This window comes from Enterobacter sp. EC_64, from assembly GCF_019584165.1.
GTDB lineage: Bacteria > Pseudomonadota > Gammaproteobacteria > Enterobacterales > Enterobacteriaceae > Enterobacter > Enterobacter roggenkampii.
In genome coordinates, this window is the sequence record NZ_VDAS01000009.1 from 124,171 (window position 1) to 151,149 (window position 26,979).

The window sequence follows — 26,979 nt, forward strand, 5'->3', positions numbered from 1 at the left end:
TTAATTGTTCAATACATTGATTAATAATGCATTTTGTCGTGGCATATGGGTAGGAGAGGAGAAACGTAAAATATGCATTGGAAATGCCTATTTTTGAGATAGCTTTTGCATGGAAAGTGACAAAAATAAAAAAAGGCCCTCAAGGCCTCTTACACTTAATGATGAAATGAGACAGCAAACCCCTGTTCACGCCAGTGGTCGAGCTGTTCCTGCTGTCGAGGCGTTGGCGATTTCCCCGTCCAGACGAAGATTTTTTGTCCCGGGAACAGTTCAGGACGCGGCGAATCAATCGGTTCTGCCAGGACGTCGATGTGCCAGCCCTTCTGCGCTAAGCGCGCGGCTTCGAGCCACAGATGGGTGCGGTCATCGCACTCCCAGCCGATCAGGAGAGCGTCTTTACCGGCTTTCTTACGGGACTCCGCCAGGCTTGCAATCGCGAATTCAATCAGGACACCGTCTAACAGGCTCGCCATGTGACGCACGGTATTTTGGTCCTGGTTCATCCGCTGACGGACGGGAGAAATGATATTGTCAATCAGGGAATCTATCGGGTGATCGCGGCGGAACTCGCCAATTTTGGCGCGCAGCTTTGCCGGGCTGGCGTAGCGCAGAACGGTCATCATCTCTTCCTGGAACGAGACCCAGTTGCCCTGAGTCAACACTTCCTTGTTTTCCAGCAAGGCTTTTACTTTCCCGACCGAAACGCCGCTCTTCATCAGGCGTTTGATCTCTTCTATACGCAGGATATCTTCATCGTCAAACTGACGATGGCCCCCTTCGCTGCGCTGCGGCTTCAACAATCCATAACGGCGCTGCCAGGCACGCAGCGTAACGGGGTTGATACCGCATCGTTCGGCCACTTCGCCGATACTGTAATAGGCCATTAACTCCCTCACGCTCAGAACTTCCATACCTAACTGCACCAACCTTATCAGATTGTACAAACCATTTGTATAACTAAGACCGCATTTTGAACGGGTGAATGGCTTACCACCCCATCCACCTGTTAATACATTGTTGTATAAAATTTACCGTTCGTACAGTAACGACTGCCAGATTGTGTACAGCTTTATCACAATTCGAACTTTTTCTCCGGCCAGGCAATGGCTGGAATACCGCCGTGCCGGGGGCTGGCAAAAAGATGCCCCTGGAACTGGGAAATTCCCGCAGATTCCAGCCACATCCACTCTTCTGCCTTCTCTACCCCCACCGCGCAGAACTGGATTTCAAGCGAGGAACAGCATTTGATGATCGCCTGAATGATGGCCTGTCGGGGGCCACTTTTATGCACGTTCGCGACCAGATCGCGATTAATCTTAATTCTGTCAGGCTGGAAGTGGGCCAGCAGCTGCAGCCCGGCAAAACCGGCACCAAAGTGATCGATCGTCACGCTGATACCCGCGCTTTTTAATTGCCTGACCGAATCCGTGAATTCATCAAAACGGGAAATGGCTTCGCTCTCGGTGAACTCCACCACGATTTGCTCAGGTACAAACCCGTTTGCTTCAATCGCGGTGAGCAGAAAATCCACGGCGTTGGGAATGTTAACCAGCGTCATAGGCAGCAGGTTCAGGGATAACGTCTGGTCCTGTAACCCCAGCGCGCTGGCCATAGACAGAGCCACCTGCTTGCTCTGCAAATCAGAGGTGTACACTTCCTCCTGCGGAAGGCTGGCGAAATAGGCCCCCGGCGAGTCGCCGGACGGGGTGCGGAGAAGCGCCTCCCAGGAGACAACCTGCTGCATAAACGGATCGACTATCGGCTGGAACGCGAAGCTGCAATCCGCCCCTTTCGCGACCACCTCAGGCTGTGCGGACAAACGCGTCTCTTCGCGTACGAAATCCCATGTATCCGCAGGCGGCAGTTCAAAATAGTTCGCTTTTTCCGTGGCCTCGACAAAGGTGCGGAAAAACTGCAGAGGGCGATCGTTATAGGCCAGCTGGTAGCGTGTCGTCCCCTTATTAAGTATCTGCTGCAGCACCTCGTCCCGGTCGAAGTGGCGCAAATCAAAAAGCTCCATACCCACGTTGCCAAAACGCCGGACAGGGCCGTGATCGCGCATTAACTCGACCACGTTATGGTGGCGCGGGTCGTTGCAGATCTGCTCATAGATAGCCGAAACGTGCTCCACCGGCCCTTCAAGCAGTTGAAAAAAATGTGTGCCGTTAAACAGCAGGATCCCCGTGACATTGGATTGCCGATTTTTACGATTTGCAGCAGCGACCATTGCTTCCAGCGCTTTCACTGGAACGTCCTCGCAGATATGACTGCGGTAAATGATGGTTGTGAGCATGCTATTCCTAGGGGGTTAGGGTTTTGGCCACAAAAGACGTGGGGAATGTTTATTTATAGCACATTAATTGCCTGACAAATAATTTACATCTCAACCATTTACGGCAGTTAATGAGACCGTTTGACTCGGCTGTACAACTTACCAGCACATGCGCTTTTTGTACAAAATATCCTGCACTCTACCCCCATCACAACGCCAACCCAACGCAATGAAAAATAAATGATTTATAAGATATATCGAAAAAAATCTAAAAATCTGTACATTTTAGATGTACAGATTTGGAAATTGTGTATACCTTAAATGTAACGTTACTGATTACAAAATTTTACAGGAGCGAAACATGCAGCAGAAAGGTTACGTCGCAGATTCCGCAGCAGCAATCGCACAGTACTTCGAAAAAGCCGCGCTTCCGACCCAACAGGAAACGCTGGGCCAGGTGGTTGTTGAAATTCTCAGCGACGGGCGAAACCTTAATCGCAAATCGCTTTGTACAAAATTGCTGAGTCGCCTCGAAAAGGCCGACGGCCCGGAAGAGGAAGAGCATTACCACATGCTGCTTGGTCTGCTCTTCGAACGGTAAGGATATGAATCGCAGTAACGCAGACCGACTGATAGACCAGCTTATCGGTGAAGCCGTTCTCTCTCTTCTGAAAGAGCGGGGGCCGGTGACAACAGAAGGCTTGCTACAGCGTCTGCGGGTCATGAAAGAACATGAAAAGGATCCCCAGCGGCGGGAGACACTTGCGATGGTGATTGCCGAGATCGGCTCAAACAGCATCGCCTTTACACGTCGCAGAACCGCGCAAGGACGATCAAAAAGAGAGGGATCTCTCAACGATAACCGAGACAATGTAGTGCCGTTATTTGGAAGTGGAAAACCGTCCGATCCCAAAAAAATACATTGACTGCAATTTAACAGCTACGGTGAGAACAAATGAGACAAAATATTCAGCTTCAACCCGAATATCACTCTGCTTTTTTAGACAGTGCGCTGGCGGAGTATTTCCGCCATGCAGGCGATCGTTTTGCTGAAGAGTCCGCTATTTTTTCTACTGCAGTACGCTGTGTTCTGGCCTCCGAAGGTCATCTTTCCAATAAAGCGATCATCCTCTGGCTCATTCAGACGCTGGAATCCACCAACGACGTGGTTCAGGCGGATGTGATTCGTAAGACGCTGGAAATCGTGGTGGGTTACACCATGGACGATCTCTGAATTCCTGCTCGCCGCGCCCCCTAACGTGTCATCGTCAAAACTGACGATCGGCCTGACGATGACACGCGCCCTCCCCCATAACACCCTGTAATTCACGCAAAGCCAACCTGGCACGCTTTCTGCTTATCTCCGCATACGGGACTGGTTTTTCCAGTCAACTTTGCTTCATTTCTTAACAGGTCTGTTATTGATGAAAAAGATCGCCAGCGTCTGCCCGTACTGCGGTGCAGGCTGTAAATTGAACCTTGTCGTTGAAAATAACCGTATCATCCGTGCCGAAGCGGCAGAGGGGGTCACAAACCAGGGCACCTTATGTCTGAAAGGGTTTTACGGCTGGGACTTCCTCAACGACACCCGTCTTCTCACCCCCCGCCTTACCCAGCCCATGATCCGCTACCGCAAAGGCGAAGCCTTCACCCCCGTTACCTGGGAAGAGGCGATCCGCTACACCGCCCACAGGCTCAGCAGCATTAAAGCGCAGCACGGGCCGCGGTCGATCATGACCACCGGCTCCTCTCGCGGCACCGGCAATGAAACCAACTACGTGATGCAAAAGTTTGCCCGCGCGGTGCTGAACACCAACAACGTGGACTGCTGCGCGCGCGTCTGTCATGGTCCGTCCGTGGCGGGTTTACAGGAAACGCTCGGCAACGGCGCGATGAGCAACTCCATTAACGATATTGAAAACTCAAAATGCCTGCTGGTGTTTGGCTATAACTGCGCGGACTCCCACCCTATCGTTGCCCGCCGCGTGCTGAAAGCGCGTGAAAACGGCGCAAAAATTATTGTCTGCGATCCGCGCCGTATTGAAACGGCGCGTATTGCCGACCAACATCTTCAGCTGAAAAACGGCAGCAACATGGCGCTGGTGAACGCCTTTGGCTATGTGCTGCTGGAAGAGGAGCTGTACGACAAAAGCTACGTGGCGCGTTTTACGGAGGGGCTTGAGGCCTACCGGCAAACGGTAAAAGACTATGCGCCTGAGAAGGTCGAACATCTTACCGGCATCCCCGCCCGTGATGTTCGCCAGGCGATGCGCACCTTTGCGGCGGCTCCTTCCGCTACCGTGATGTGGGGAATGGGTGTGACCCAGTTTGGTCAGGCCGTTGATGTGGTCAAAGGGCTTTCCAGCCTGGCGCTGCTGACCGGGAATCTCGGTCGCCCCGCCGTCGGCGTCGGGCCGGTGCGCGGTCAGAACAACGTCCAGGGTGCCTGCGATATGGGCGTCCTGCCGAATATGTTCCCCGGCTATCAGGATGTGACCGACCCGGCGGTCCGGCAGAAGTTCGCCGATGCCTGGGGAATTGATGTCAATAAAATGGACGATCGCGTCGGGACGCGCATTACCGAAGTGCCGCATCTTGCGCTGGAAGGCAAGGTCAAAGCCTATTACATCATGGGAGAAGATCCGCTCCAGACGGAAGCCGATCTCGGCCTGGTGCGCAGCGGTTTTGAAGCGCTCGATTTTGTCGTGGTTCAGGACATCTTTATGACCAAAACGGCAGAGGTGGCGGACGTTCTGCTTCCGGCTACCTCATGGGGTGAACATGGCGGCGTCTTTACCTGTGCCGATCGCGGCTTCCAGCGTTTTGGCAAAGCCATTGAAGCCAGCGGCAACGTGAAGCGCGACTGGGAGATCATCAGCCTGCTCGCCACCGAGATGGGCTACCCGATGCATTATGACTCCAACCAGCAGATCTGGGACGAGATGCGCGAGCTGTGCCCGCTCTTCTACGGCGTGACGTATGAAAAAATGGGCGAGATGGGTCACGTTCAATGGCCGTGCCCGACGCTGGATCATCCCGGTACGCCGTACCTGTACAAAGATAATCAGTTCGATACCCCGAGCGGTAAAGGGCAGCTCTTTGCCGCACCGTGGCGCGCGCCGGCGGAAACTCCGGATGCGGATTTCCCGCTGGTGCTCTGTACGGTCCGCGAGGTGGGCCACTACTCCTGCCGCTCCATGACCGGGAACTGTGCCGCGCTGCAAAGCCTGGCCGACGAGCCGGGTCGGGTGCAAATGAACCCTGCCGATGCGGACAAGCTGGGCATTACCGACGGACAGCTGGTCTGGGTGCGCTCCCGCCGGGGGAAAGTAATTTCCCGCGCAAGCATCAGCGAGCGCATCAACGCCGGGGCCGTTTATATGACCTATCAGTGGTGGATTGGCGCCTGCAACGAGCTAACCCAGGATAACCTCGATCCCATCTCCAAAACCCCGGAAACGAAGTACTGCGCGGTGCAGCTGGAGGCCATTGAGGACCAGCGCTGGGCAGAGGACTATGCCGCATCGGCGTATCAGTCCATGAAGTCGCGGCTGATAAGTGCGGCGAACGTCTGAGGAAAACAGGAATTAGCAAAAGTTTTACCCGGCACTGGGATGATCATCTTTTTGGCCGGGTAATTCCCTAACGAAATTGATCTAATGCTTCGCGAAACAAATTCGGGTTACAGCGTTTTTCCAGTAAGCTGTTCAGGAGTTCAAGCAACTCGTGCTCATTGCTCAGGTTGTACTTATGCATAACAGCATACTTATGGGCATAGACCGTCTTTGGCGTGAGCATCATCTCCCTGGCTATGTTTTTGACGGATTCCCCCTTGTAAATCCCGGCCATTATATTTAATTCGCGCTGTGATAACGTTTTATGCTTACAGCTTTCGCAGGCTTTTGAAAAGAAAGGGAGAGCGGAAGCACTGTATGCACCCCATGCCTGACGGAATACCCTTTTCAACAGATAGAGTGGCGCTGAGCGTGACACAAAGAAAGTCTGCTGAATGCAGAACGGTAAAAACGATGATGACGGTTCTTCCGCTTCTATAATACCAATGATGGCGCATTTAGGCGCACACTTTAATTCTGGGAAACAGGTATAATGCTCACCTTTGCTGAACGCATAAACGATTATTTCCGCCCGAGCAATATTCTCCACCTCATAGCCTTTGAGAAAATTGACGTTTTTTGCATATTCATTGTTAAAAAAATCTTCAACAAATGACCTGAGGCTATGGTGATATAAAAAGTCATCTTCTTTAATTAAAACATTTATCATTTATTAGACCGAGACATAATCAATATTCAACCTTTTTTCAGGCCAAAGAAATCCCTGCATTAAATTGCACCCTGAACCCTGAGCCAAAGCAAAGAGCTCGTTATCTTCGATGCCTTCAATAAGTACTTGCTCTACCATTACTGAGCAGTAAGCTATCATTGATTGTAAGACCCAGGGGGTACATCTATTTTCCCATAAGCTTTTTTTATCTACTTTAACGCCATCAAATACGCTAATACGTTCACCCAGCAGCGCTAAATGCTCGCTTTTAACATCATCTAACCATATCTTTGCACCTGTTTTTTTTATCTTCTGATGCAATGTATTAAAACTGTCTCGCTCTTCATTTGTTAGCAAAATGAAATTGCATGGATCTTGCACCTCAATAACGATACCAGAACGCAGGCTGGGCAATATTTCACTGACCAATTCGGATTGGCATAATAACCTTGCGGGGACGTTAATAAAATAGTCACCGGCCTCTTCACACAGAGAAATTATACGCAACTGCCAGCGCAGCAAACGAGAGCTTGCATTTAAAGACATCTTTTCAAAAAACGTTTCGCAGTCAATTCCCTGACGTAAGGTACTTAGCATCTCCCATGCCTTTATCTTGTTTTCCTGTGAAGAATAGATAGGCTGGAACCGAACACCACATATAGCATGCCCAAGCAAGGAATTAATCAACATGGAGGTCTCAAACTTATTATTTTGAAAAAGATATTTCAGCCGTTATTGATAGGTAAAATCAACGTTCATTACTGACTGGAACGTTCCGGCAGTGGAATTTCCCTGCGGCGTAAACATTCTCGCTGACAGCGGGAATGTCGAACTGCGCGTGCTGCTGTCGACATTCACCTGCATTGTGCTGTTCACGCTATATGTTGTCGCATGATCCCTGCTGGCAATACGTAATGCCACATTGTTGCTGGTCCCGCTGTTTTTCCACGCCGTGGGATCTTGCGTATCGGCATTACCGGTAAATTTGGCCGTTACGCTGCTGGTGCCAGCTGGGCAACTTTGCACCAGCAGATCAAAATCAGACCAGACGCCCCCATCACCGGCATTAATGAGATTCTGCTTTGTATCTTCCCCCAGATTGACCACTTTCGAAACGGTGCCCGTGTCAACGACACACGGGCTGGCAATAACCTGGCCTGTAACGTTGATATTGGTATCAGCGCAGGTAATTAACGGGGCTGAACTCAAGAGGAAGGCAGATAAAAAGAGTTTAGTATTCATATAATTTTACTTTCACTGATAACTCATTGTAACAATTATAACCGAATTAATCGTACCAGGTGTCGTATTGCCATAAAGAGAATATGCGCCAGCTTTAAGTGCCATCGATGCTGTACGGTCGCTCTGCACTGGTAAAAATACTGTAGAACCAGGACCTAAAGAATCACCCGTCACGCCATTATACAAAACAACATAAACATTCCCTGCCGTACCTGAATTCTCATAAAGATTAGGCGCATCATGTGATGCAGAACCCCCTATATCAGCTCGGACAGTACTGGTGCCTGTTGGGCAATTTGTGACTGTCAGTGTAAACGGTACCGCAGTAGATGATGAGTCAGGAGCTGCCAGTGCTGTTGCCTGAATATTACCTAAATCAACATTAAGGCTGCTTGCTCCTCCGTTGACAATACAGGGTGATGCCACGATATTACCTGTCACGTTAATATTTACCGTATCTGCTGAATAAGACAAAAACGGTATCATTGCTGACAAGCTCAGGACTAAACATTTAATATTCATATCTTCCCCCTTATTGATAGGTAATGTTCAACGTTGCTGTTGTGTTCGCTGTCCCAGGTAAAACAACAGATTTAGTCTGATAATAACGGGCCACGATTGGGAATGACGCCAACCCACCGCCAGATTGCTGCAGGAAAACGGTATTATTAAGATTAAGAGGTGTACCACCATATAATATTTGTACACCTACTCCCTGCGCTACCCCCGGGCCACCCTGACCCGATAACGCTAAAACGCTGGTATTGGCCACATCAGGGTTTTGCTGTCCACTCAAAGAAATGTTGATATTTGCGCCAGGATTGCAGGTTAAGCCGAGAGTCTGCGAAACCTGAGTATTAACTGGCGTTGTACCCACTGTTGAGCCAAAGCTTGTCGCAGGGATATTACCTATCGGAAAACTCAGCGATCCAGAAGAAAGACTACAGGCAAGTGTCGTAATGCTTCCGCCAGTGATGTTCCATGTCGCAATGAAAAATTGGTTTGAAATAGATACGTTAGCAATTTGACCGCTGCGTAGCGATCCGGATGCAGCAGGATCAGATGTCCTGACCAACTCAACTTTATACATATATGACGCGCTATAAGTACCAAGAGCAAATGCCATAGGAAAGTAGTGGTGGAACCCGCCGCCTGAATCATTTTCTGACACACGTATGCCGTACCCACTTACGCCTATATCATAAAGGTTATTTCCCAGAGAGGTACCGTTCATCGCTTCCTGATAGGTATTCGAGGAATCAGTACATGAGAAATTCACATTGTAAATACCCGACTGTGCAGCGACAACCGTTCCTGGCGCCACGTCCCGCTGCGCAGTAATTGTATTAAAATTTAAATTAAAGTTTTGCGTAGCGATATTGTTCGTACAGCCTGCAAAGCTTTCTACGGATATTAACGTCAAAAGCAACAGCAAAAAATATTTAAATGCATTCATTTTCTTTCCTATCGACAGACAGTACTGACAACCGCAATGTTATTTTTAACATCGGTAGGTTTTAAAACGTATGAGGCTTTACACTGCTTATCACTACCCTCACCCCATTGCGCGATAAGGTCGACATTCTCGCCTAGGCCTGTGAGATAAACCTGTCCATTATCGCCGACAATAAAGCCGCTGTTTTTAATACCACCCACGCTGACAATCGCCCCAAAGGGAATGGGCTGCCCGTTACCGCGCAATAACGTAAACAATGCACGCTGACCAACGTTGGCTGTATATTCAGCGCGAACAATAGCTCCGCGAGTCGGCACAACGGTTCGGGTCGTGAGATCCAGTTCTACATCATCGGACATACTTTCTGGGTCGATTACGATATCGTTTTTACGGTAGACGTTGACGTTATTTACCGTGGTATATCCCCGATAGTCCGTTTTCGCGCCCGTTTGGTTTCGCACCGTCAGACCTTTCGCTCCCGGCACTTTTACCAGAACGTTCGTTTCGCCCAGCGGTTGCGATAACGTCACGCCGTCAGCATGCGCAATGACCCCGCCCTGGATACCGTAGTTCAGACGCTCATTGTTCTGGTCGTAGCTGTATCCGGCCGTCACCTCAGCATAGGTCCCCTTGTAATCACCGTTCACGTTGCCGCTGTATCCGACATTATTGCTGCCATATCCCTGCTGAACGTTCCAGTTCAGGGCATTGTTTTCCAGCGCGGTGCCGTTGATGCCAACCGTATGGGTCGTTCCGCTATTTTTACTGTTATTGACGCTGTAGTTTGCCCACGTCTGCGGCAGGAATTTATCCAGCGGCACGCTGATGTTAAACGCCACCATCCGGTCTTTGTCATAGCTCGTCGGGTTACCGTAGGTACCAGGCGTCCCGTTACGCGTTGAGGTATACGTCAAACCGTAGCTGATGCCGTTCCAGAAATTGTTATACCCCAGACTCCAGGACTCCATCGCGCGCCCGGAATTCCAGTAATCTTCACGGGCAGCGCTCACCATGATCGAGCCTAATGAACCGCCCAGAGACTGGTTCATCGTCAGCTCCATACGGTTACGACGTCTGTTTTGCATCACACCGTTATCGCCATAAGAATCAAGCACTTCCTGCATACCGTAAAAGCCTTTGGTCGAATAGCGGTAGCCTGCAATAGCAAAGTTAGTGCCGGTGTTGACAAAGTTCTTACTGTAGCGTGCTCGCCAGGACTGGCCGCTATCGCTCGGCAGATTTTGTGGGGTGGACCATGCCTGAATGACGTCGACAGAAACTGCGCCGAGATCTCCCATGTTCTTACCCATACCGGCAGCGACCGACTGGTAGCGGCTGGACGTTTGACCACCGCCGTATGCCGTTAAGCCATACGGTAAGCCATAGATGCCCGTAATTTGCGCAAACGGCGTCTTATCTACACTACTGTTGTAGGAACGATATTGCCCACCCGTGACGGCGTACTTAAATCGCCCTTCTCGCTGCAGTACAGGCAATGACGCAAAGGGAACGGTGAATTGTTGAATGCTACCGTCAGCCTCTTTTATCGTGACCTGCAGATCGCCTGCTCCCCCTGTCGGATACATATCCGTAATCTCGAAGGCACCAGGCGCAACGTAGGTCTGGTAAATCTCATACCCATTCTGACGGACAATGACCTGCGCATTGGTACGCGCGATACCGCGGACAACGGGTGCATACCCTTTGAGGGAGTCGGGTTGCATATCATCATCGGAGGCCAGCTGCGCACCGCGGAACGGCATGCTGTCGAAGACATCAGCGGGCGCAGTGCTATCGCCAAGGGTCATCTGCGCTTTTAGCGGAACGATCGCGCGCTGGGCGTAGGTGTAAACGCTGTCCCATTTGTCCTTGCCATCTTCATCCCGTGACCAGGTCGTGTAGTTGCGCAGACGCCATGGCCCGATGTTGATTCCCGGACGCAAATTAGCGTACTGCGTGTTGCTGGTATCACTGCTCCCGTTGCGCGAGCGGTTGTTGGCGCCACTCAGGCTGTAGTTGAGCAGCGCAGCCGTGATACCGTCATCCCACTGTTCTGGTGGAACGTATCCACGCGCCTGACGAGAAATGGCCGCCTGCGGGATGCTGATGAGCAGACGCTGTGCGCCAAACTGGAATTCAGTGGATCCGGATGGTATCGCGTGCAGGTTCGCACAACGCTCGTTGTCCACCGCCAGCGCCGGGAATAGCTCGGTTTTTACGCCCCACTCTTTAAGCTGCTCCACGGTCAGACAAGGTTCTAATTTCCCCTCATCATTGGGAGCACCAGAGGTTTTGAATTCGATATCACGCGTATCAACAAGTTCGTTATCCAGCATCACATCGACGTGATAGGTTCCCGGCGCCTGCGAGCCCGCTTCAAACGCAGCGAGATCGGCTTTACCTCCATTTTGCGGATTATCGAGTTCAACCAGGTCCGGGTTGAAGTAATCACGCGCCATGGCATTCTGCACTGAGCCAGCAAGGGCAAATGCAATCAGTAAAGCCAATCGCGCAGGTTTAAAATTATTATATTCCCTTACTATCATCATTCACGTCACCTTGGAAACGACATTCCAAAACCAATTATTTTCACAAGCTTGCGCTTTGCACGTCACTCACCGCTCCATAATCATTAATGACTTTATAATTAACAGAGGTTGAGTTAGCGCCAGCAGGCAGCGTGAAATTCATTGATTCCCCAGGAAGTACATACGAAACATTTTCAATTTTTTTACCGCCCAGACTGATTTCATTAAAGTTAATGACATAGCTGGTTGGGTTGGTAACCTGAAGTTGATTTCCATTCCGACGCCAGGTTAACTGATGACTCAACTCCTGCGGCTGCTGAGACTTTAAGCCTGCCGGACGGTATATCAGCTTAATGCGCGTTTTAATTGCAATTTGCAGCGTATTATCTTTTTTGGGCGCTGACGGTATCGCTTTAATATTCAGCCAGTAGAGACTTTCCTTATCCTGTGGCAAATTGCCGATCACCACGACACGCTCAATGTTTTGCTGACCGCCATCGAGTCGATACAACGGAGGGGTAATAATAAAAGGAGCTTTCTCAGCGCCACCATTTAATGTCTCAACCCATGACTGAATAAGGTACGGCGTCTTATCCGGGTTGTTAACATCAATGGAAGCTTCTTTTTTATTGCCATCATAGACGACACGCGTTCCGCCAATAATAACACCCGCATTGGCGACGGACACGCTTGCTGAAATCACTGCGCAGGCAATTAAAGTTTTGCTAAGAAAATTCATTTTACACCTCGATAAAAAAGGGCCGTATACCGGCCCTCATATATTTTTCCGGTCAGGAAGATTACTGGTAGCTAACGGAGAAGTTAGCTACACCGTTTGCTGGACCTACGCCAACAGTTGCAGACGTTGCTTCGTACTGAGCAAAGAAGTCCAGTGTGTTTGGTACAGTTTCAGCCAGGCTGTATACGTGGCTGTTAACGCCCGCCAGCGGCAGATCCTGGCTATCAGCCGTCATCAGGTTAATAGCAACACCCGTTGCGCCACCGGTTACAGCCAGCAGGTTAGAGTTTGCTGGATCGGCAGAACCGTCAAACTTGATGGTTGCGCCAGTTACGGTTGCCGGGCAGTTGGTCAGAACGATTGAGAATTTAGTCGCAGCGGTTTTATCGCCAGCAGCGGTAAATTCAGATTTGCTGTAACGGCCCAGACCAACGGTCTGGTTTACAGAACCCGCATCAACGGTGCACGCTGCATCGATGATTTCGCCGGTAAAATTAACGGTACCAGCAGAAGCGAATGCATTAGACATGGTCAGAGCAGCAGTCGCAGCGAAAGCAGCAGCAATAATCGTCTTTTTCATGATTTATATCCTTAGTAACTTTATTTATAACTATCATTTCGGCAACATCATCCCTATGGTTTATTCGACCATTTATATGTGCCGGTTTTAAAAGTGCCGTAAGCATAACGTTGAACCCTCTCCCTTTAAATAACAGACAACGTCTGCAAACAAGACAGGAGCTTCAATGCTGTTCACTGGCTGAAACGAAATTTATTAAAATGTCCGATAAAAGACAATTTAATTTTCAGTCCAACTGTAGACCTTAACTCTATAAAGAAAACATTAACCTTTTAATAACTTCACATAAAGAATCAAAGCCCAAGAAAATTCTTACATTCAAATAAAAAACCAGTCCAAACATAGACCAGCCACTCGCTAATAAATAAATCAAGCACTTATAATAACTATTACTTTAACGGTCTACATTTAGACCGGTCGGGTATATTTCCCTGGTGCTTAACGTTTTAGATAATGCGGCTATGTGCGCATGCTCAACTGCACCGGTTAAAACAGAGGTTAACTATGAATACCAGGCTAGAGACGTTATCCCCTCAGGCGCGGATCTCCGCCTTAGCGACAAAACCTTTCTCCGCAATTGAATTACTCATTAATCACATGGTGCCATTCTCAGAGCGGATGGTAATCGAGAAAGGTGAGGTTATGCACTATTATCGCGACGAAGCACGCTATTGCTTTTTATTGTTAAGCGGCAGCGTTGCCCTGCACCGTCGAGGGGATGGCATCATTCTTAACTCTGAGTCGGCTCCCTTTGTTCTGGGCGTCAGTAACCAGCATACCAACGGCCATATGTACGTCAGGGCGTTAGAAACATCTGAGATTGGTATGCTGGCGCTCGCCAGCTTCAATCAGATCATTGCGAATGACAATTTGTGGGAACACTTCGCCAGGCTGCTAATGTATTCGGCTTCCCGGGTGTACGAGCATTGCGCGATGATATCGCAGCTGTCCGCGTACGATATTATCTGCACTCAGCTCGTGGAGCTTATGCAGGAACCCGAGTCCATTCGGGAACATACTACTGCGGCAAATTACATTAAGAGCCGTACATGGCTTTCACGTAGCGGCATCATGCGGATCCTCTCCGAACTCAGAACAGGCGGATACATTACGATGCAGCGTGGGGTTCTACAGGAGATAAATCATTTACCGTTAAAGTATTGATAACACCTTGCTGAGTTAGAGCCTGAAGGCCCTGTCGGCGCTATAATGTTTCGATAATACAATGAAACAGTAAGGTCGTTATCTATGCCAGATTTTGAGGACATCGCAGATGATCGTTATCGCTCATCACCTTTCGCGAGTGAACTAATTGCACATCTGCGTCCCTTTGCTGTCTTTCATACGACAGTCGTCGGAGAACGTTTAGAGCATACAATTCATGGTAAGGCCATGTGCTACCTCATACTGGAGGGAAGCGTGGCCTCCTACCGCCGGGATGATGAGACCCTGTTGTTCACCGTGCAGGCCCCCGCTTTGTTTGGAATAGGCAATGTGACGGACGTCTTTTTTGATGAGTATTGTAAAGTCATTACACCAGGGCTGACGGGTGTTATCTCGGTAGAAAAAGCGCGGGAAGTTGTGGAGACCCACAATCTCTGGAACATTCTATCTCAACATATTATGCATGTTACCAATCGCCTCTATAAAAACATGCTTCATCGAATTGCGCCCTCTGCCTATGAGATTATTCGTGGACAGTTAATCGATTTGATGCGCGAAGAAGACACTTTTCGCAAATCGATAACCGCTGAACGCTATATCCGCGATAAAACCCACCTCTCCCGCAGCGGCGTGATGCGCATTCTGGCGGATTTGAAAACCGGCGGATTTATCGAAATGGAAGAAGGCAGGCTTATCAAAATCAACAAGCTCCCCGCTAAATACTGAATCTCAGGCACAAAAAAGGCCGCAGTTGCGGCCTTTTCAACATTACTCTCTCAATGGACGTGAACGCCCAACCGCCAGGCAAAGTAGATCTCTTCTTTCAGCTCATTCGAAGAGAGCGCCAGCAAATCTGTAAATTCCAGCTCAAGCTGTTTCAGCTTTTTCAGGTACTGCGCCGGGGACAGATTGCTCTTATCGCGACGTAAATATTCAATTGCCAGCTGTGTTGGGGTTATTTCAGTATCCATGATGTCCTCGCTTATGTACAAAACCTGACCAGTATATCACAACCCGCTGGCTAGTTTTTGACCAAAGGCAAAACATCCGAAAACTTTACACGACCGCTGTCGTCAACCTTGAAGAGCAGCACAGGCGATCCTGCTCGTCGAGAATGTCAATCTGCCACACCTGGTGGCGACTACCGGCGTGCAGCGCGCGGCACACGCCGCGCACGCGCCCGCTGCGTACCGAGCGGATATGATTAGCATTCACCTCGAGTCCGACCACCTTCTGCTCCCCTTCGGTACAGAGATACCCCGCCACCGAGCCCAGGGTTTCGGCCAGCACGACGGACGCCCCGCCGTGCAATAAACCAAACGGCTGGTGGGTGCGACGATCGACAGGCATGGTGGCCTCAATGTCATCGTCGCCAATACGGGTGAACTGGATATCCAGCAGCCCCACCATATTCCCCTCGCCCATGGCGTTCAGCGCCTGCAGCGTCACGGCACGTTTCCAGATCATCCAATTATCTCCAGTAAAGCCTGCAATGGGTGGCGTACGCCGTTACCCTCTACCCGTTTCACCTGGCTGCGGCAGGAGTATCCCGTCGCCAGACAGCGGTTTCGCGGCAAGCGCTGCATCGCCTGATGCCAGGACAGCTCATAAATGCCGAGCGAGTTGGCGTGGTTTTTCACTTCGTGTCCGTACGTGCCGGCCATACCGCAGCAGCCCACGCTAACGCTCTCCAGCTTCGCGCCGAAGCGGGCAAAGACGGACGCCCACTGCGCGGGGGCGCCAGGCAGCGCGGTGACTTCCGTGCAGTGTCCGAACAGATACCACGGCTCACCGCTGACGTCCTGAACCGCTTTGTCTTCCAGGGCCGTCGGCAGCCACTCGTGCACCAGCATGACGTGGAAATCACCGCGCTTATCGCCCAGCGTCTGCCTGTATTCATCGCGGTAGCACAGCACCAGCGCCGGGTCGACGCCGACCATCGGTATCCCGAGTTGCGCCACGCGGTTTAAGAAGTCAGATGTTTTCTGCGCGGTCTTGGCAAAGCGCGTCAGGAAGCCTTTAATGTGCTGCGCCTTGCCGTTGGGCGAGAACGGCAGCACAACCGGCTGGTAGCCCAGCTTTTCCGACAGGCGGATAAAGTCCGCAACCACCTGGGCATCGTAGTAGCTGGTAAACGGATCCTGCACCACCAGCACCACCTTCGCTTTTTGCTCAGGCGTGAGCGCCTCAAGCTGCTCCAGGGTCATGTTCGCCGAACGATGCCCGACGAGCTGGCGCTGCAGAGACGGCACCGACAGCAGCGGCAGATCGACCATGCCGATATGTTTTTCGGAGAGCTTGCGCACCAGCGGCTGGTTGATAAAGAAGTTGAAGGTCTTCGGCGCGCGCGCCATCAGCGGCGCGTAGCTTTCCACCGTCGCCACCAGATGGTCGCGAACCGGGCGGAGGTAGCGGGTGTGATACAGCTGCAGGAAGCGCGAGCGGAATTCCGGCACATCGATTTTAATCGGGCATTGGGTTGAGCAGGCTTTACAGGCCAGACAGCCGGACATCGCCTCTTTCACCTCATGGGAGAAATCATACTCGCCCTTGTTGGCATGCCAGCTGTTGCGGGTGCGTTCAATCAGCGAGCGCAGGCTGGCCCGTTTTTCCGGAAGCTGCTGCTCCAGCCTGAGCGGGTCAACCCCGCGATCGGCCAGCAGACGCAGCCATTCACGCACCAGCGTCGCCCGCCCCTTTGGCGAGTGGATACGGTTGCTGGTGATTTTCATTGACGGACACATCGGGCTTTTCACATCAAAGTTAAAGCACAGGCCGTTGCCGTTACACTCCATCGCGCCGCGCCAGGAGGAGCGCACCGCAATCGGGATCTGTCTGTCGTATGTGCCGCGCTTGACGGCATCCACCTGCATCATTGGCGCGTCCACGCCTTCAGGCGGGCAGATTTTGCCCGGGTTGAGGCGGTTATGCGGGTCGAAAGCCGCCTTCACCTTGCGCAGCTCCGCATAGAGCTGTTCGCCGAAGAATGCGGGGCTGTATTCCGCGCGGAATCCTTTCCCGTGCTCTCCCCAGAGCAGACCGCCATATTTGGCGGTTAAGGCCACCACATCGTCGGAGATCTGCTTCATCAGAATCTCCTGCTGCGGGTCGCACATATCCAGCGCCGGACGCACGTGCAGTACCCCGGCATCGACGTGGCCGAACATGCCGTAGCTCAGGCCGTGGCTGTCCAGCAGGGCGCGAAACTCGACGATATAATCCGCCAGATGCTCAGGCGGCACGCAGGTATCTTCGGCAAAGGGAATCGGCTTCGCCGCCCCTTTCGCATTGCCGAGCAGGCCCACGGCTTTTTTACGCATCGCATAGATACGCTCAATCCCGGCCAGATCGTTACAGAGTTGCCAGCCGATCACGCCGCCTTCGCCCTGCGCAATCAGCTCATCCAGCCGCTGGCACAGCGTGGTGACCTGGCTCTCAATCAGCGCCGCATCGTCGCCGGCGAACTCCACGATATTGAGGCCGAGCATCTCTTTATCCGGCACGTCGGTAATGAGATCGCTGACGGAGTGCCAGACAATATCTTCCCGGGCCAGGTTAAGCACTTTGGAGTCAACCGTTTCCACCGACAGCGCTTTCGCTTCCACCATAAACGGCGCATTGCGCAGCGCGGAATCGAAGGAGTCATATTTGACGTTCACCAGCCGACGCACCTTCGGCAAGCGGGTGATATCCAGCCGCGCCTCGGTGATAAACGCCAGCGTCCCTTCGGAGCCGGTGAGCACGCGGGTTAAATCAAACTGGGTCAGGTCGTCGTTAAAGACGTGACGCAGGTCGTACCCGGTCAGGAAGCGGTTCAGTTTGGGGAACTTATCGAGAATAAGCTGGCGGTTGTCGCGGCAGCGCTCCAGCACGGTACGATAGATGCGTCCGCTGGCCGTGTTATCTTTGCCCAGCGTTTCCGCCAGTTCGACCGGCATCGGCTGCGTATCGAGAATATCGCCGCCCAGCAGAACGGCACGCACGCCCAGCACGTGATCGGAGGTTTTGCCGTAGACCAGCGAGCCCTGACCGGAAGCATCCGTGTTGATCATCCCGCCGAGGGTCGCGCGGTTACTGGTGGAAAGCTCCGGGGCAAAAAAGTAGCCGTAAGGCTTGAGGTACTGGTTAAGCTGATCTTTGATAACGCCCGCTTCGACCCGCACCCACCCCTCTTCCGGGTTGATCTCAATGATGCGGTTCATATAGCGCGACATATCAACAATAATGCCCTGGTTCAGCGCCTGACCGTTGGTCCCGGTGCCGCCGCCGCGCGGCGTAAAGACCAGCGAGGCAAAGCGTTCCTGCGTGGCGAGTCGGGCAATCAGCGCCACGTCGGCCGTAGAACGAGGGAAAACGACGGCATCGGGAAGAAGCTGGTAAATACTGTTATCGGTTGCCATCGTCAGCCTGTCGGCATAGTTCGTGGCGGTATCACCTGTAAAACCCTGTTGCTCCAGTGCCTGCAAAAAATTAAGCACCAGCTGAACGACGCCGGGTGCCTGAGAAATCTGTGGGATCATGACTGTCGACCCTAATTAGAGTAATGTGAAATCGTTTGCGTTGTGTCCGGAAAGTTTTATCACATTTTTTTCTTATGTGCTTCGTAGAATTACGGGCAAAATCCGCCTGTCAAAAACCGCTGAGATCATTAATGATTAAAGAGATGCGGTTTTCCGTTCCCGCCAGCCGCGCTGGCGTTCTTTTAAGGAAAGTTTCATTTATGGTCAATCTTCGCCAGCCCAGGGATGTTGCGCAAATTTTGCTGTCGGTGCTGTTCCTGGCCCTCATGATCATTGCGTGTCTGTGGATTGTTCAACCCTTTATTCTTGGCTTCGCCTGGGCCGCGACCGTTGTCGTTGCCACGTGGCCTCTGCTGCTGCGCTTGCAGAAGCTGCTGTTCGGCCGCCGCGGGTTAGCGGTGCTGGTCATGACGCTGCTGCTGTTCCTGCTGTTTATTATTCCCATTGCGCTGCTGGTAAACAGTCTCGTCGACTCCAGCGGCCCGGTGATCCGCGCCGTGACCAGCGGCGATCTCACGCTGCCGGATCTCGCCTGGCTGAACAGCATTCCGGTCGTGGGCGCCAAGCTCTACAGCGGCTGGCACAGCCTGCTGGAGATGGGCGGCAGCGCGCTGATGGCAAAAGTGCGCCCGTATATTGGCACCACCACCACCTGGTTTGTGGGTCAGGCGGCGCATATTGGCCGCTTTATGATGCACTGTACCCTGATGCTGCTCTTCAGCGCCCTGCTTTACTGGCGCGGTGAGCAGGTGGCTTTGGGCGTTCGTCACTTTGCCACCCGCCTGGCGGGCAAACGCGGTGACGCTGCGGTACTGCTGGCGGCGCAGGCCGTACGCGCGGTGGCGCTGGGCGTGGTGGTCACCGCGCTGGTGCAGGCGGTGCTGGGCGGTATTGGTCTGGCGATTTCCGGCGTACCGTATGCCACGATATTCACCGTTGTCATGCTGATGACCTGTCTTGCACAACTGGGGCCGCTGCTGGTGCTGGTGCCCTGCATTATCTGGCTCTACTGGACGGGAGATACCACATGGGGAACGGTGCTGCTGGTCTGGAGCTGCGTGGTCGGCACCATGGATAACGTCATTCGCCCGATTCTCATCCGCATGGGCGCAGACCTGCCGCTGATCCTGATCCTCTCCGGGGTGATTGGCGGCTTGATTGCCTTCGGCATGATTGGCCTGTTTATCGGCCCGGTGCTGCTCGCCGTTACCTGGCGTCTGTTCTCCGCCTGGGTGCATGAAATTCCGCCGCCGGGAACCGACCCGGACGTGATTTTGAGCGAACTGGAAGAGCTGGAAGAGAAGAACACGCATTAAGTTTTTGCCGGGTGGCGCTAAAGCTTACCCGGCCTACATCCCCCCACCCAATACTTTAACGCTGCTAAAGTATTTATTCGTTGCACACTGGTCAGACCCGCAATTTCTGCACTCAATCTGCTCATAACCTCAAGAAATCTTTATATCTCTTTAACTATTGAGACGAATCCGATCGACGCTAAAAGCGGACATGCCTACTATTAGCACACGGTTATAAATCAACACCTTGATTTATAAGCATGGAAATCCCCTGAGTGAAACAACGAATTGCTGTGTGTAGTCTTTGCCCATCTCCCACGATGGGCTTTTTTTTATCCTGACTACGCGCGCGTAACCTCACAGGTACTGAGCATCCGCCACTCGGCAGGCAGCACCCGCGTTTCCCCGGTCACATTGACCGTCACCACCTGGCGGATATCCGCCGACGATGCGCCAACCTGCAGTTCAAACTCGCCCGGCTCAACGATGCGTTTCCCGTCGCGACGGGTGAAGTTGAACATCTCCACCGGCAGCGTAAAGCTGAGCGTGGCGGTTTCGCCTGGCGAGAGCGTGACGCGCTGGAAGGCCTTCAGCTCCTGAAGCGGCCGAACCTGGGTGGCGACCTTATCCCTGACGTAAACCTGCACCACCTCGCTGCCGCTGCGTTCCCCGGTATTGGTGATATCCACGCTCAGCGTCACCTCGCCGTCGACCGGCACGCTGCTTGCAGCGACGCGGGCAGCATTCCAGCGAAACGTCGTCCAGCCGAGGCCGAAGCCAAACGGATAACGTGAACCGAAGTGGAACGCAAACGGCGTGCCCCCGCTTTTGAGCTTGTGATTGTAGTAATACGGCATGGCCCCGGCGCTTTTCGGCACGCTCACCACCAGACGCCCCTGCGGCTCTGCCCGTCCCGTTAGCACGTCCGCGATCGCCCAGCCCCCTTCCTGCCCCGGTGCCCACGCCACGATCAGCGCGGCCACCTTGTCCTCCAGGCCCTGAAGAGTGTAAGGACGCCCGCCGGTCATCACGACAATCACCGGTTTGCCCGTCGCCACCAGCGCCTCCAGCAGCTGCTGCTGAACACCTGGCAGATTCAGGGAATCGGTGTCGGAACCTTCCCCCACGGTACCGCTCTGGAACAGCCCGGCGAGATCGCCCACGCAGGCCACCACCACGTCACTCTCCTGCGCGGCGTTGACCGCCTCGGGGATAAGAGCGGTGCTTTGCGAGACCGGCGACTGCTGCATCGGCTTACCGCCGCTGTCGCCCGGGAAGACCGGCGCACCCGCCATCCGTTTTTCAATGATGTGACACCCTTTGGCGTAACGGACCTGAGACGCGCCGAGGTAGTGTTCCAGCGCCGCGCGCGGGGTCGTCACCTGCGAGGTCTCCTCCACCATATCGCTGATGATCAGATGCACCGGAAAGCTGTAGCCGCTGAGCAACGCCAGCGGATCGTCTGCCGTCGGTCCCACAAGCGCCACGCGGGGTTTACCATTCAGCGGCAGAATGCCGTTGTTTTCCAGCAGCGTGACCGATTTGGTCGCCACCTCCCGCGCCACCTGGCGGGTCGTCTCATTTTGCAGATCGATGCCGTTTTCATCGGCATACGGGTTCTCAAACAGGCCGAGACGGAATTTTTCGGTCAGCACACGGCCCACAATCTCATCCACTTTCGCCATAGAGATCAGTCCGCGCTCAACGGCGTCTGACAGATGCCGCGCGCAGTCATCTTTCGGCAGCTCAACGTCCAGCCCGGCGTTGAAGGCCAGCGCGGCGGATTCGGCCGCATCGTGGGAAATGCCGTGATGCTGGTGCAGCAGGCTGACGCCGCCGTAGTCCGCCACAATAATGCCGTCGAAGCCCCACTGTTCGCGCAGGACGGTGGTCAGCAGGAAGCTGTCGCTGTGCCCCGGCTGGTTATCGATGTCGTGGTAGGCGGGCATGACCGAACCGGCGTTTGCCAGCTTAACCGCCATTTCAAACGGCAGCAGGAAGGTGTCGTTCAGCTCGCTAAAGCCCAGATGCACCGGGGCGTGGTTGCGCGCCCCTTCGCTGAACGAGTGGCCCACGTAATGCTTGAGCGTCGCCAGCAGATCGCGCTTATCGCCCTGTAAGCCTTTCACGTAGGCGGTCGCCATCACGCCCACCAGCCAGGGATCTTCCCCGAAGGTCTCTTCGGTTCGCCCCCAGCGCACGTCGCGGGAAACGTCCAGCACCGGCGCCAGCCCCTGCTGGCAGCCGACGGATCGCGCCTCTTTGCCAATCTGCTGTGCCGCGCGCTGCACCAGCTCCGGATCCCAGGTCGAACCGTAGTTCAGCGACGACGGGAACAGCGTGGCGTCTTTGCACAGCAGCCCCACCAGGCACTCTTCATGGAACAGTGCCGGAATGCCGAGTCGCGTCTCCTCCATCATCATGCGCTGCAGGCGGTTAGCGGCGCGCACGCCGGTTTTCGCGTCAACGATATGGGTACCCAGCGGACGGGTGATCTGCCCGACGCCCAGCTTCAGCCGTTCGCTCAGTGCAGCCTGCTCGCTCACGCCAGCGAATTCGTCGCTCAGATCGCTGCGCTCGCGGTGGTTGCCGTTTTCATCGAGGATCAGCCAGTACGCATGCATCTGGGCGAACTTCTCTTCCGGGGTCATACGCGCCAGTAAATCGGCGACGCGCTCGTGCACGGGACGTCCCGCGTCCTTATAGATAGCTGTCATGTTTTACTCCTGTAGTGCGGAAGGGGTTGCCGGGCTGAGCGGCCCTGCTTCGGGTCTCACCTCACGCTTGCTGGCCAGCTCCCGGGCGATGGAATCCACCAGCCGGCTGTTAAGCTTGTAGATTGAAAGCAGCGCGACCATGCAGAGGAACAGCGCGCAAGGGATAAGGGTGAACAGGGCGTTGATCGTAGAGAGCACGTGCGGCGCCTGGGCTGCCTGTCCCGGGGCGTAATCCACCATGCCAAGCACCCAGCCGACGACAGCCCCACCCAGCGCCAGCCCAAATTTGATGGCAAACAGCGCGGTAGAGAAAACCAGCCCGTCCAGGCGGCGGCCGCTGCGATGCTCTTCGTAGTCGACCACATCGGAGAACATGGTCCACTGCAGCGGCGTGGTGAGGTTTTGCACAAAGCTAAAGACAATGTTGAGGCCAAAAATCAGCCACACCTGCGAAGGCGGCAGGAAGAAAATCAGCGCCCCGAAAATGACGAAGGAAATAATGGTCCACTGATAGGCGCGGACGCGGTCAAATTTCCCCAGCAGCCGTTCAGATAATAGTGCGCCGCTTAAGGAGGCGACCATTCCGGAAACAATAAAGGCAAAAACCAGCTCCGGACGCAACAGCACGTAGTTCACGTAATACATGGTGGCGGAACCGCGCGTTACCACCGCCGTTAACAGCAAAATATTAAACAGGAACACAATGCGCCACTGGCTGTTTCCGGCCAGCAGTTTTAAATCGGTGAGCATCGAGCCGGAAGTATCACTGCGCGGAGAATAACGCTCGCGGGTCATCAGGAAACAGCAGAAAAACAGCACAATGCCCAGCAGCCCCATCAGGCTCATGGCGTAGAAATAGCCTTTCTGCACGTTGCCCTGGCCTAACAGTGAGACCAGCGGCAGGGCAATCACCGTCACAATCAACCCGCCGATAAACGACAGGCCAAAGCGCCACGACTGCAGGGAGTGACGCTCGCGCGGATCCAGCGTCAGCGCGCCGGGCATGGCGCAATAAGGCACGTTAATGGCGGAGTAAATCAGGCTTAAGATCGCGTAGGTCAGGCAGGCATAAACGATTTTCGCCGTCGGCCCCACGTCCGGTACATAGAAGGTGATGAGGCAGCTTACGCCAAACGGAATGGCGAACCACAGCAGCCAGGGACGGAAACGGCCGTGGCGCGTTTGAGTGCGATCCACCAGCGCGCCAATGCACGGGTCGACAAACGCATCGACCACGCGCACCACTAAAAACATGGTGCCCATGATTGCGGCGGGCAGTCCAAAAACGTCCGTATAGAAATAGGCGAGAAATAACGTTGCCGTTTGCCAGACCAGCGCGCTGGCCATATCACCTAAGCCATAACCTATTTTATCTTTGGTACGCAATACAGAGGAGAGTGTCATTGTTATTTGCCTTTTTATCAGGTTAAAACGTATTTCAACCAGTTGCGCATCATCTGAAGGGAAATGCGCAGTAAGGCTCAAGTATTAGCAACGGTTTGCGCGCTAACAATTGTCTAAATTGACAGGCAAATTATGATATTTAGTTTTTTACTTTATTTGTGATGGGGAGCATATTCGGGCGGAAATAAAAAAGGCGAGGAATAATATCCTCGCCTTTTCGGGTCAGCGTGGCGTTACTTGTTCAGTTCCGCCAGGCTCAGCCAGGTTTGCACCACGGTGTCCGGGTTCAGGGACAGGCTATCGATCCCCTCCTCCATGAGCCAGGCGGCAAAGTCTTCATGGTCGGATGGCCCCTGACCACAAATCCCGACGTATTTGCCCTGCTTCTTCGCCGCGCGGATGGACAGGGAGAGCAATGCTTTGACCGCCTCGTTGCGCTCGTCGAACAGCTCGGAGACCACGCCGGAGTCGCGGTCCAGACCCAGCGTCAGCTGCGTCATGTCATTCGAGCCGATAGAGAAGCCGTCGAAGTGCTCCAGGAACTGCTCGGCCAGCAGGGCGTTGGACGGGATTTCGCACATCATGATGATCTTCAGCCCGTTCTCGCCGCGCTTCAGACCCTGACGCGCCAGTTCGTCAACAACCGCTTTCGCCTGATCCACGGTACGCACAAACGGGATCATGATTTCGACGTTGGTCAGCCCCATGTCGTTGCGCACGCGCTTCACCGCATCACATTCCAGCGCGAAGCAGTCGCGGAAGCTGTCGGACACGTAGCGTCCGGCCCCGCGGAAGCCCAGCATTGGGTTCTCTTCTTCCGGCTCGTAGCGCTCGCCGCCCACCAGGTTGGCGTATTCGTTTGACTTGAAGTCAGACAGACGCACGATCACGCGTTTCGGGTAGAACGCTGCGCCCAGCGTGGCGATCCCTTCGGTCAGACGGCCGACGTAGAACTCTTTCGGCGAGTCGTAGCCTTTCATCATCTCGCGGATTTCGTTCTGCAGCTTCGGCTCCTGGTCGTCAAACTCCAGCAGCGCACGCGGGTGAACGCCGATCATACGGTTGATGATAAATTCCAGACGCGCCAGGCCTACGCCTTCGTTCGGCAGGCAGGCGAAGTCGAACGCTCGGTCCGGGTTCCCGACGTTCATCATGATCTTCAGCGGCAGGTCCGGCATGGTATCCACGCTGGAGCTCTTCACGCTGAAGTCGAGAATATCGGCATACACGTAGCCGGTATCGCCTTCGGCACAGGAGACGGTCACGTTCTGTCCGTCCTTCATGCGCTCGGTAGCATCACCGCAGCCGACAACCGCCGGAATCCCCAGCTCGCGGGCGATGATCGCCGCGTGACAGGTACGGCCGCCGCGGTTGGTAACGATAGCCGCCGCTTTCTTCATGATCGGTTCCCAGTCCGGGTCGGTCATGTCGGTCACCAGCACGTCGCCCGGCTCAATGCGGTTCATCTCGCTGATGTCGTGGATCACCTTCACCGGACCGGCACCGATGCGGTGACCGATAGCACGGCCTTCCGCCACGATTTTGCCCTGGGCGTGCAGCGTGTAACGCTCCATCACCTGACCGCGTGAGCGAACGGTTTCCGGACGCGCCTGCACGATAAACAGCTTGCCGGTGTTCCCGTCTTTCGCCCATTCGATATCCATCGGACGGCCGTAGTGTTTTTCAATCTGCACCGCCTGCTTCGCCAGCTCCTGCACTTCGGCGTCGGTCAGGGAGAAGCGGTCGCGCTGCTCCTGCGGTACGTCTTCAATTTTAACCTGCTTGCCATGCTCCTGGGTCGGGGCATAGATCATGCGGATTTTTTTCGAGCCCATGGTGCGGCGCACCACCGCCGGACGGCCAGCGGCCAGCGTAGGCTTGTGGACGTAGAATTCGTCAGGGTTTACCGCACCCTGCACAACCATCTCACCCAGACCCCACGCGGAGGTGATGAACACCACCTGGTCGAAGCCGGATTCGGTATCAATGGAGAACATCACGCCGGATGAGCCCACGTCCGAGCGCACCATGCGCTGCACGCCAGCGGAGAGCGCCACGCCGCGATGGTCGTAGCCCTGGTGCACGCGATAGGAGATGGCGCGGTCGTTGAACAGGGAAGCAAACACGTGCTTCACCGCCACCAGCACCGCATCGTAACCCTGGACGTTCAGGAAGGTTTCCTGCTGCCCGGCAAACGAGGCGTCCGGCATGTCTTCTGCGGTGGCTGAAGAGCGCACGGCAAAGGAGGCCTGCGCGTCGTCAGCGGAAAGCTGGTTGTACGCGTCGTGAATGGCTTTTTCCAGTTCCGGCTGGAAAGGTGTGTCGATGATCCACTGGCGGATCTGCGCCCCGGCTTTGGCAAGCTCGGTCACGTCATCAATATCCGTTTTATCCAGCAGGTCGTAAATGCGCTGGTTAACACCGCTCTGGTCTAAAAACAGGTTAAAGGCATCGGCGGTGGTGGCAAACCCGTTCGGTACGGAGACACCCATACCCGACAGGTTTGTAATCATTTCACCCAGGGAGGCATTTTTGCCCCCAACTCTGTCTACATCATTCATGCCGAGTTGGTTATACCAAAGCACCAGCGGTGACGAGCCATTGTTGGACATCGAAACAATCCTTTTGTGATATTTGATCGGAGTAAGAAACACCTGACTACGTATTTATACTGGCATAATTATTTCCGCTAAAAAAACGGTGAATCGTGTAAGCAATTTAAATTTTCAACTTTTCGGATACTTTCCCATCAACGATTAACCCGATGATTCCTCTATA

The 26,979-nt window shown here is 53.7% G+C and carries 23 protein-coding genes and 1 other RNA gene; 8 read left to right on the top strand and 16 right to left on the bottom strand.

What is annotated here, in order from left to right; translation table 11 throughout:
* Nucleotides 1-155: 155 nt before the first annotated feature.
* Complete coding sequence (locus FHC52_RS09615) at nucleotides 156-884, bottom strand: MerR family transcriptional regulator (RefSeq protein ID WP_008500632.1); 729 nt, start codon at nucleotides 882-884, stop codon at nucleotides 156-158.
* 188 nt (nucleotides 885-1,072) lie between these two features.
* On the bottom strand, nucleotides 1,073-2,293 hold the full coding sequence (locus tag FHC52_RS09620) for a diguanylate phosphodiesterase (RefSeq protein ID WP_025911631.1): 1,221 nt from the start codon (nucleotides 2,291-2,293) through the stop codon (nucleotides 1,073-1,075).
* Between the two features lie 340 nt (nucleotides 2,294-2,633).
* On the opposite strand from FHC52_RS09620, the gene ycgZ reads away from it, so the two are divergent.
* The 4 genes from ycgZ to fdhF all read left to right on the top strand — a co-directional run bounded on the left by ycgZ (nucleotide 2,634) and on the right by fdhF (nucleotide 5,847).
* On the top strand, nucleotides 2,634-2,873 hold the full coding sequence (gene ycgZ, locus FHC52_RS09625; protein WP_008500634.1) for a regulatory protein YcgZ: 240 nt from the start codon (nucleotides 2,634-2,636) through the stop codon (nucleotides 2,871-2,873).
* Between the two features lie 4 nt (nucleotides 2,874-2,877).
* A complete protein-coding gene (locus tag FHC52_RS09630) occupies nucleotides 2,878-3,198 on the top strand; it encodes a hypothetical protein (RefSeq protein ID WP_045372917.1) in 321 nt (106 codons plus the stop codon).
* Nucleotides 3,199-3,227: 29 nt separating this feature from the next.
* A complete protein-coding gene (locus FHC52_RS09635) occupies nucleotides 3,228-3,506 on the top strand; it encodes a biofilm/acid-resistance regulator YmgB/AriR (protein ID WP_008500635.1) in 279 nt (92 codons plus the stop codon).
* Between the two features lie 190 nt (nucleotides 3,507-3,696).
* Entirely contained in the window at nucleotides 3,697-5,847 is a 2,151-nt protein-coding gene (fdhF, locus tag FHC52_RS09640; protein ID WP_008500636.1) for a formate dehydrogenase subunit alpha, read from the top strand.
* 67 nt (nucleotides 5,848-5,914) lie between these two features.
* On the opposite strand, the gene FHC52_RS09645 is transcribed toward fdhF, so the two are convergent.
* From FHC52_RS09645 to FHC52_RS09680, 8 genes are all read right to left on the bottom strand, one after another.
* Complete coding sequence (locus FHC52_RS09645; protein ID WP_032651576.1) at nucleotides 5,915-6,556, bottom strand: LuxR C-terminal-related transcriptional regulator; 642 nt, start codon at nucleotides 6,554-6,556, stop codon at nucleotides 5,915-5,917.
* Between the two features lie 3 nt (nucleotides 6,557-6,559).
* On the bottom strand, nucleotides 6,560-7,246 hold the full coding sequence (locus FHC52_RS09650; protein WP_071993444.1) for an EAL domain-containing protein: 687 nt from the start codon (nucleotides 7,244-7,246) through the stop codon (nucleotides 6,560-6,562).
* Between the two features lie 42 nt (nucleotides 7,247-7,288).
* Nucleotides 7,289-7,798: a fimbrial protein gene (locus tag FHC52_RS09655; protein WP_032674608.1), complete on the bottom strand. Its 510-nt coding sequence runs from the start codon at nucleotides 7,796-7,798 to the stop codon at nucleotides 7,289-7,291.
* 12 nt (nucleotides 7,799-7,810) lie between these two features.
* Nucleotides 7,811-8,320, bottom strand: coding sequence for a fimbrial protein (locus FHC52_RS09660; RefSeq protein WP_032674607.1), 510 nt, complete (start codon nucleotides 8,318-8,320; stop codon nucleotides 7,811-7,813).
* Nucleotides 8,321-8,330: 10 nt separating this feature from the next.
* Nucleotides 8,331-9,254 carry a fimbrial protein gene (locus tag FHC52_RS09665; protein WP_032674606.1) on the bottom strand — a complete coding sequence of 308 codons (924 nt, stop codon included), beginning with the start codon at nucleotides 9,252-9,254 and terminating at the stop codon, nucleotides 8,331-8,333.
* An 8-nt stretch (nucleotides 9,255-9,262) separates the two neighbouring features.
* A complete protein-coding gene (locus tag FHC52_RS09670; RefSeq protein ID WP_259280421.1) occupies nucleotides 9,263-11,803 on the bottom strand; it encodes a fimbria/pilus outer membrane usher protein in 2,541 nt (846 codons plus the stop codon).
* Nucleotides 11,804-11,843: 40 nt separating this feature from the next.
* Entirely contained in the window at nucleotides 11,844-12,521 is a 678-nt protein-coding gene (locus tag FHC52_RS09675; protein ID WP_126288041.1) for a molecular chaperone, read from the bottom strand.
* A 61-nt stretch (nucleotides 12,522-12,582) separates the two neighbouring features.
* A complete protein-coding gene (locus FHC52_RS09680; RefSeq protein ID WP_220420053.1) occupies nucleotides 12,583-13,101 on the bottom strand; it encodes a fimbrial protein in 519 nt (172 codons plus the stop codon).
* A 504-nt stretch (nucleotides 13,102-13,605) separates the two neighbouring features.
* Here FHC52_RS09680 and FHC52_RS09685 point away from each other — a divergent pair.
* On the top strand, nucleotides 13,606-14,265 hold the full coding sequence (locus FHC52_RS09685; RefSeq protein ID WP_032651561.1) for a winged helix-turn-helix transcriptional regulator: 660 nt from the start codon (nucleotides 13,606-13,608) through the stop codon (nucleotides 14,263-14,265).
* 84 nt (nucleotides 14,266-14,349) lie between these two features.
* Nucleotides 14,350-14,991, top strand: coding sequence for a winged helix-turn-helix transcriptional regulator (locus tag FHC52_RS09690; RefSeq protein WP_065102177.1), 642 nt, complete (start codon nucleotides 14,350-14,352; stop codon nucleotides 14,989-14,991).
* A gap of 50 nt (nucleotides 14,992-15,041) precedes the next feature.
* Here the strand turns inward: FHC52_RS09690 and FHC52_RS09695 are convergent, their stop codons facing one another.
* The 3 genes from FHC52_RS09695 to FHC52_RS09705 all read right to left on the bottom strand — a co-directional run bounded on the left by FHC52_RS09695 (nucleotide 15,042) and on the right by FHC52_RS09705 (nucleotide 18,785).
* Nucleotides 15,042-15,236, bottom strand: a complete 195-nt coding sequence (locus FHC52_RS09695) for a YdiH family protein (protein ID WP_003857766.1) — start codon at nucleotides 15,234-15,236, stop codon at nucleotides 15,042-15,044.
* A gap of 85 nt (nucleotides 15,237-15,321) precedes the next feature.
* Nucleotides 15,322-15,732, bottom strand: coding sequence for a 1,4-dihydroxy-2-naphthoyl-CoA hydrolase (gene menI, locus FHC52_RS09700; RefSeq protein WP_021241102.1), 411 nt, complete (start codon nucleotides 15,730-15,732; stop codon nucleotides 15,322-15,324).
* Nucleotides 15,729-18,785, bottom strand: coding sequence for an FAD-binding and (Fe-S)-binding domain-containing protein (locus FHC52_RS09705; protein WP_220420054.1), 3,057 nt, complete (start codon nucleotides 18,783-18,785; stop codon nucleotides 15,729-15,731). Before FHC52_RS09705 ends, menI begins: the two co-directional genes overlap by 4 nt.
* Before the next feature lie 200 nt (nucleotides 18,786-18,985).
* Here FHC52_RS09705 and ydiK point away from each other — a divergent pair, with 200 nt between their 5' ends.
* Both ydiK and rprA read left to right on the top strand, forming a co-directional pair.
* Nucleotides 18,986-20,101 (top strand): AI-2E family transporter YdiK, encoded by a 1,116-nt coding sequence (gene ydiK, locus FHC52_RS09710; RefSeq protein ID WP_021241100.1) that lies wholly within the window; start codon nucleotides 18,986-18,988, stop codon nucleotides 20,099-20,101.
* Nucleotides 20,102-20,308: 207 nt separating this feature from the next.
* An RNA gene (gene rprA, locus FHC52_RS09715) (antisense sRNA RprA) lies at nucleotides 20,309-20,416 on the top strand.
* A gap of 5 nt (nucleotides 20,417-20,421) precedes the next feature.
* Here the strand turns inward: rprA and FHC52_RS09720 are convergent.
* From FHC52_RS09720 to ppsA, 3 genes are all read right to left on the bottom strand, one after another.
* Nucleotides 20,422-22,797, bottom strand: a complete 2,376-nt coding sequence (locus FHC52_RS09720) for a glycoside hydrolase family 3 N-terminal domain-containing protein (protein WP_126288036.1) — start codon at nucleotides 22,795-22,797, stop codon at nucleotides 20,422-20,424.
* A 3-nt stretch (nucleotides 22,798-22,800) separates the two neighbouring features.
* A complete protein-coding gene (locus FHC52_RS09725) occupies nucleotides 22,801-24,201 on the bottom strand; it encodes an MFS transporter (RefSeq protein ID WP_023292663.1) in 1,401 nt (466 codons plus the stop codon).
* A gap of 233 nt (nucleotides 24,202-24,434) precedes the next feature.
* A complete protein-coding gene (gene ppsA, locus FHC52_RS09730; protein WP_023292664.1) occupies nucleotides 24,435-26,813 on the bottom strand; it encodes a phosphoenolpyruvate synthase in 2,379 nt (792 codons plus the stop codon).
* Nucleotides 26,814-26,979: the final 166 nt, after the last annotated feature.

Bases quoted from the DNA above. Each gene is read 5' to 3' on its own strand.
- FHC52_RS09615 (WP_008500632.1), bottom strand. From the start codon at position 884: ATGGCCTATTACAGTATCGGCGAAGTGGCCGAACGATGCGGTATCAAC.
- FHC52_RS09620 (WP_025911631.1), bottom strand. From the start codon at position 2,293: ATGCTCACAACCATCATTTACCGCAGTCATATCTGCGAGGACGTTCCA.
- ycgZ (WP_008500634.1), top strand. From the start codon at position 2,634: ATGCAGCAGAAAGGTTACGTCGCAGATTCCGCAGCAGCAATCGCACAG.
- FHC52_RS09630 (WP_045372917.1), top strand. From the start codon at position 2,878: ATGAATCGCAGTAACGCAGACCGACTGATAGACCAGCTTATCGGTGAA.
- FHC52_RS09635 (WP_008500635.1), top strand. From the start codon at position 3,228: ATGAGACAAAATATTCAGCTTCAACCCGAATATCACTCTGCTTTTTTA.
- fdhF (WP_008500636.1), top strand. From the start codon at position 3,697: ATGAAAAAGATCGCCAGCGTCTGCCCGTACTGCGGTGCAGGCTGTAAA.
- FHC52_RS09645 (WP_032651576.1), bottom strand. From the start codon at position 6,556: ATGATAAATGTTTTAATTAAAGAAGATGACTTTTTATATCACCATAGC.
- FHC52_RS09650 (WP_071993444.1), bottom strand. From the start codon at position 7,246: ATGTTGATTAATTCCTTGCTTGGGCATGCTATATGTGGTGTTCGGTTC.
- FHC52_RS09655 (WP_032674608.1), bottom strand. From the start codon at position 7,798: ATGAATACTAAACTCTTTTTATCTGCCTTCCTCTTGAGTTCAGCCCCG.
- FHC52_RS09660 (WP_032674607.1), bottom strand. From the start codon at position 8,320: ATGAATATTAAATGTTTAGTCCTGAGCTTGTCAGCAATGATACCGTTT.
- FHC52_RS09665 (WP_032674606.1), bottom strand. From the start codon at position 9,254: ATGAATGCATTTAAATATTTTTTGCTGTTGCTTTTGACGTTAATATCC.
- FHC52_RS09670 (WP_259280421.1), bottom strand. From the start codon at position 11,803: ATGATGATAGTAAGGGAATATAATAATTTTAAACCTGCGCGATTGGCT.
- FHC52_RS09675 (WP_126288041.1), bottom strand. From the start codon at position 12,521: ATGAATTTTCTTAGCAAAACTTTAATTGCCTGCGCAGTGATTTCAGCA.
- FHC52_RS09680 (WP_220420053.1), bottom strand. From the start codon at position 13,101: ATGAAAAAGACGATTATTGCTGCTGCTTTCGCTGCGACTGCTGCTCTG.
- FHC52_RS09685 (WP_032651561.1), top strand. From the start codon at position 13,606: ATGAATACCAGGCTAGAGACGTTATCCCCTCAGGCGCGGATCTCCGCC.
- FHC52_RS09690 (WP_065102177.1), top strand. From the start codon at position 14,350: ATGCCAGATTTTGAGGACATCGCAGATGATCGTTATCGCTCATCACCT.
- FHC52_RS09695 (WP_003857766.1), bottom strand. From the start codon at position 15,236: ATGGATACTGAAATAACCCCAACACAGCTGGCAATTGAATATTTACGT.
- menI (WP_021241102.1), bottom strand. From the start codon at position 15,732: ATGATCTGGAAACGTGCCGTGACGCTGCAGGCGCTGAACGCCATGGGC.
- FHC52_RS09705 (WP_220420054.1), bottom strand. From the start codon at position 18,785: ATGATCCCACAGATTTCTCAGGCACCCGGCGTCGTTCAGCTGGTGCTT.
- ydiK (WP_021241100.1), top strand. From the start codon at position 18,986: ATGGTCAATCTTCGCCAGCCCAGGGATGTTGCGCAAATTTTGCTGTCG.
- FHC52_RS09720 (WP_126288036.1), bottom strand. From the start codon at position 22,797: ATGACAGCTATCTATAAGGACGCGGGACGTCCCGTGCACGAGCGCGTC.
- FHC52_RS09725 (WP_023292663.1), bottom strand. From the start codon at position 24,201: ATGACACTCTCCTCTGTATTGCGTACCAAAGATAAAATAGGTTATGGC.
- ppsA (WP_023292664.1), bottom strand. From the start codon at position 26,813: ATGTCCAACAATGGCTCGTCACCGCTGGTGCTTTGGTATAACCAACTC.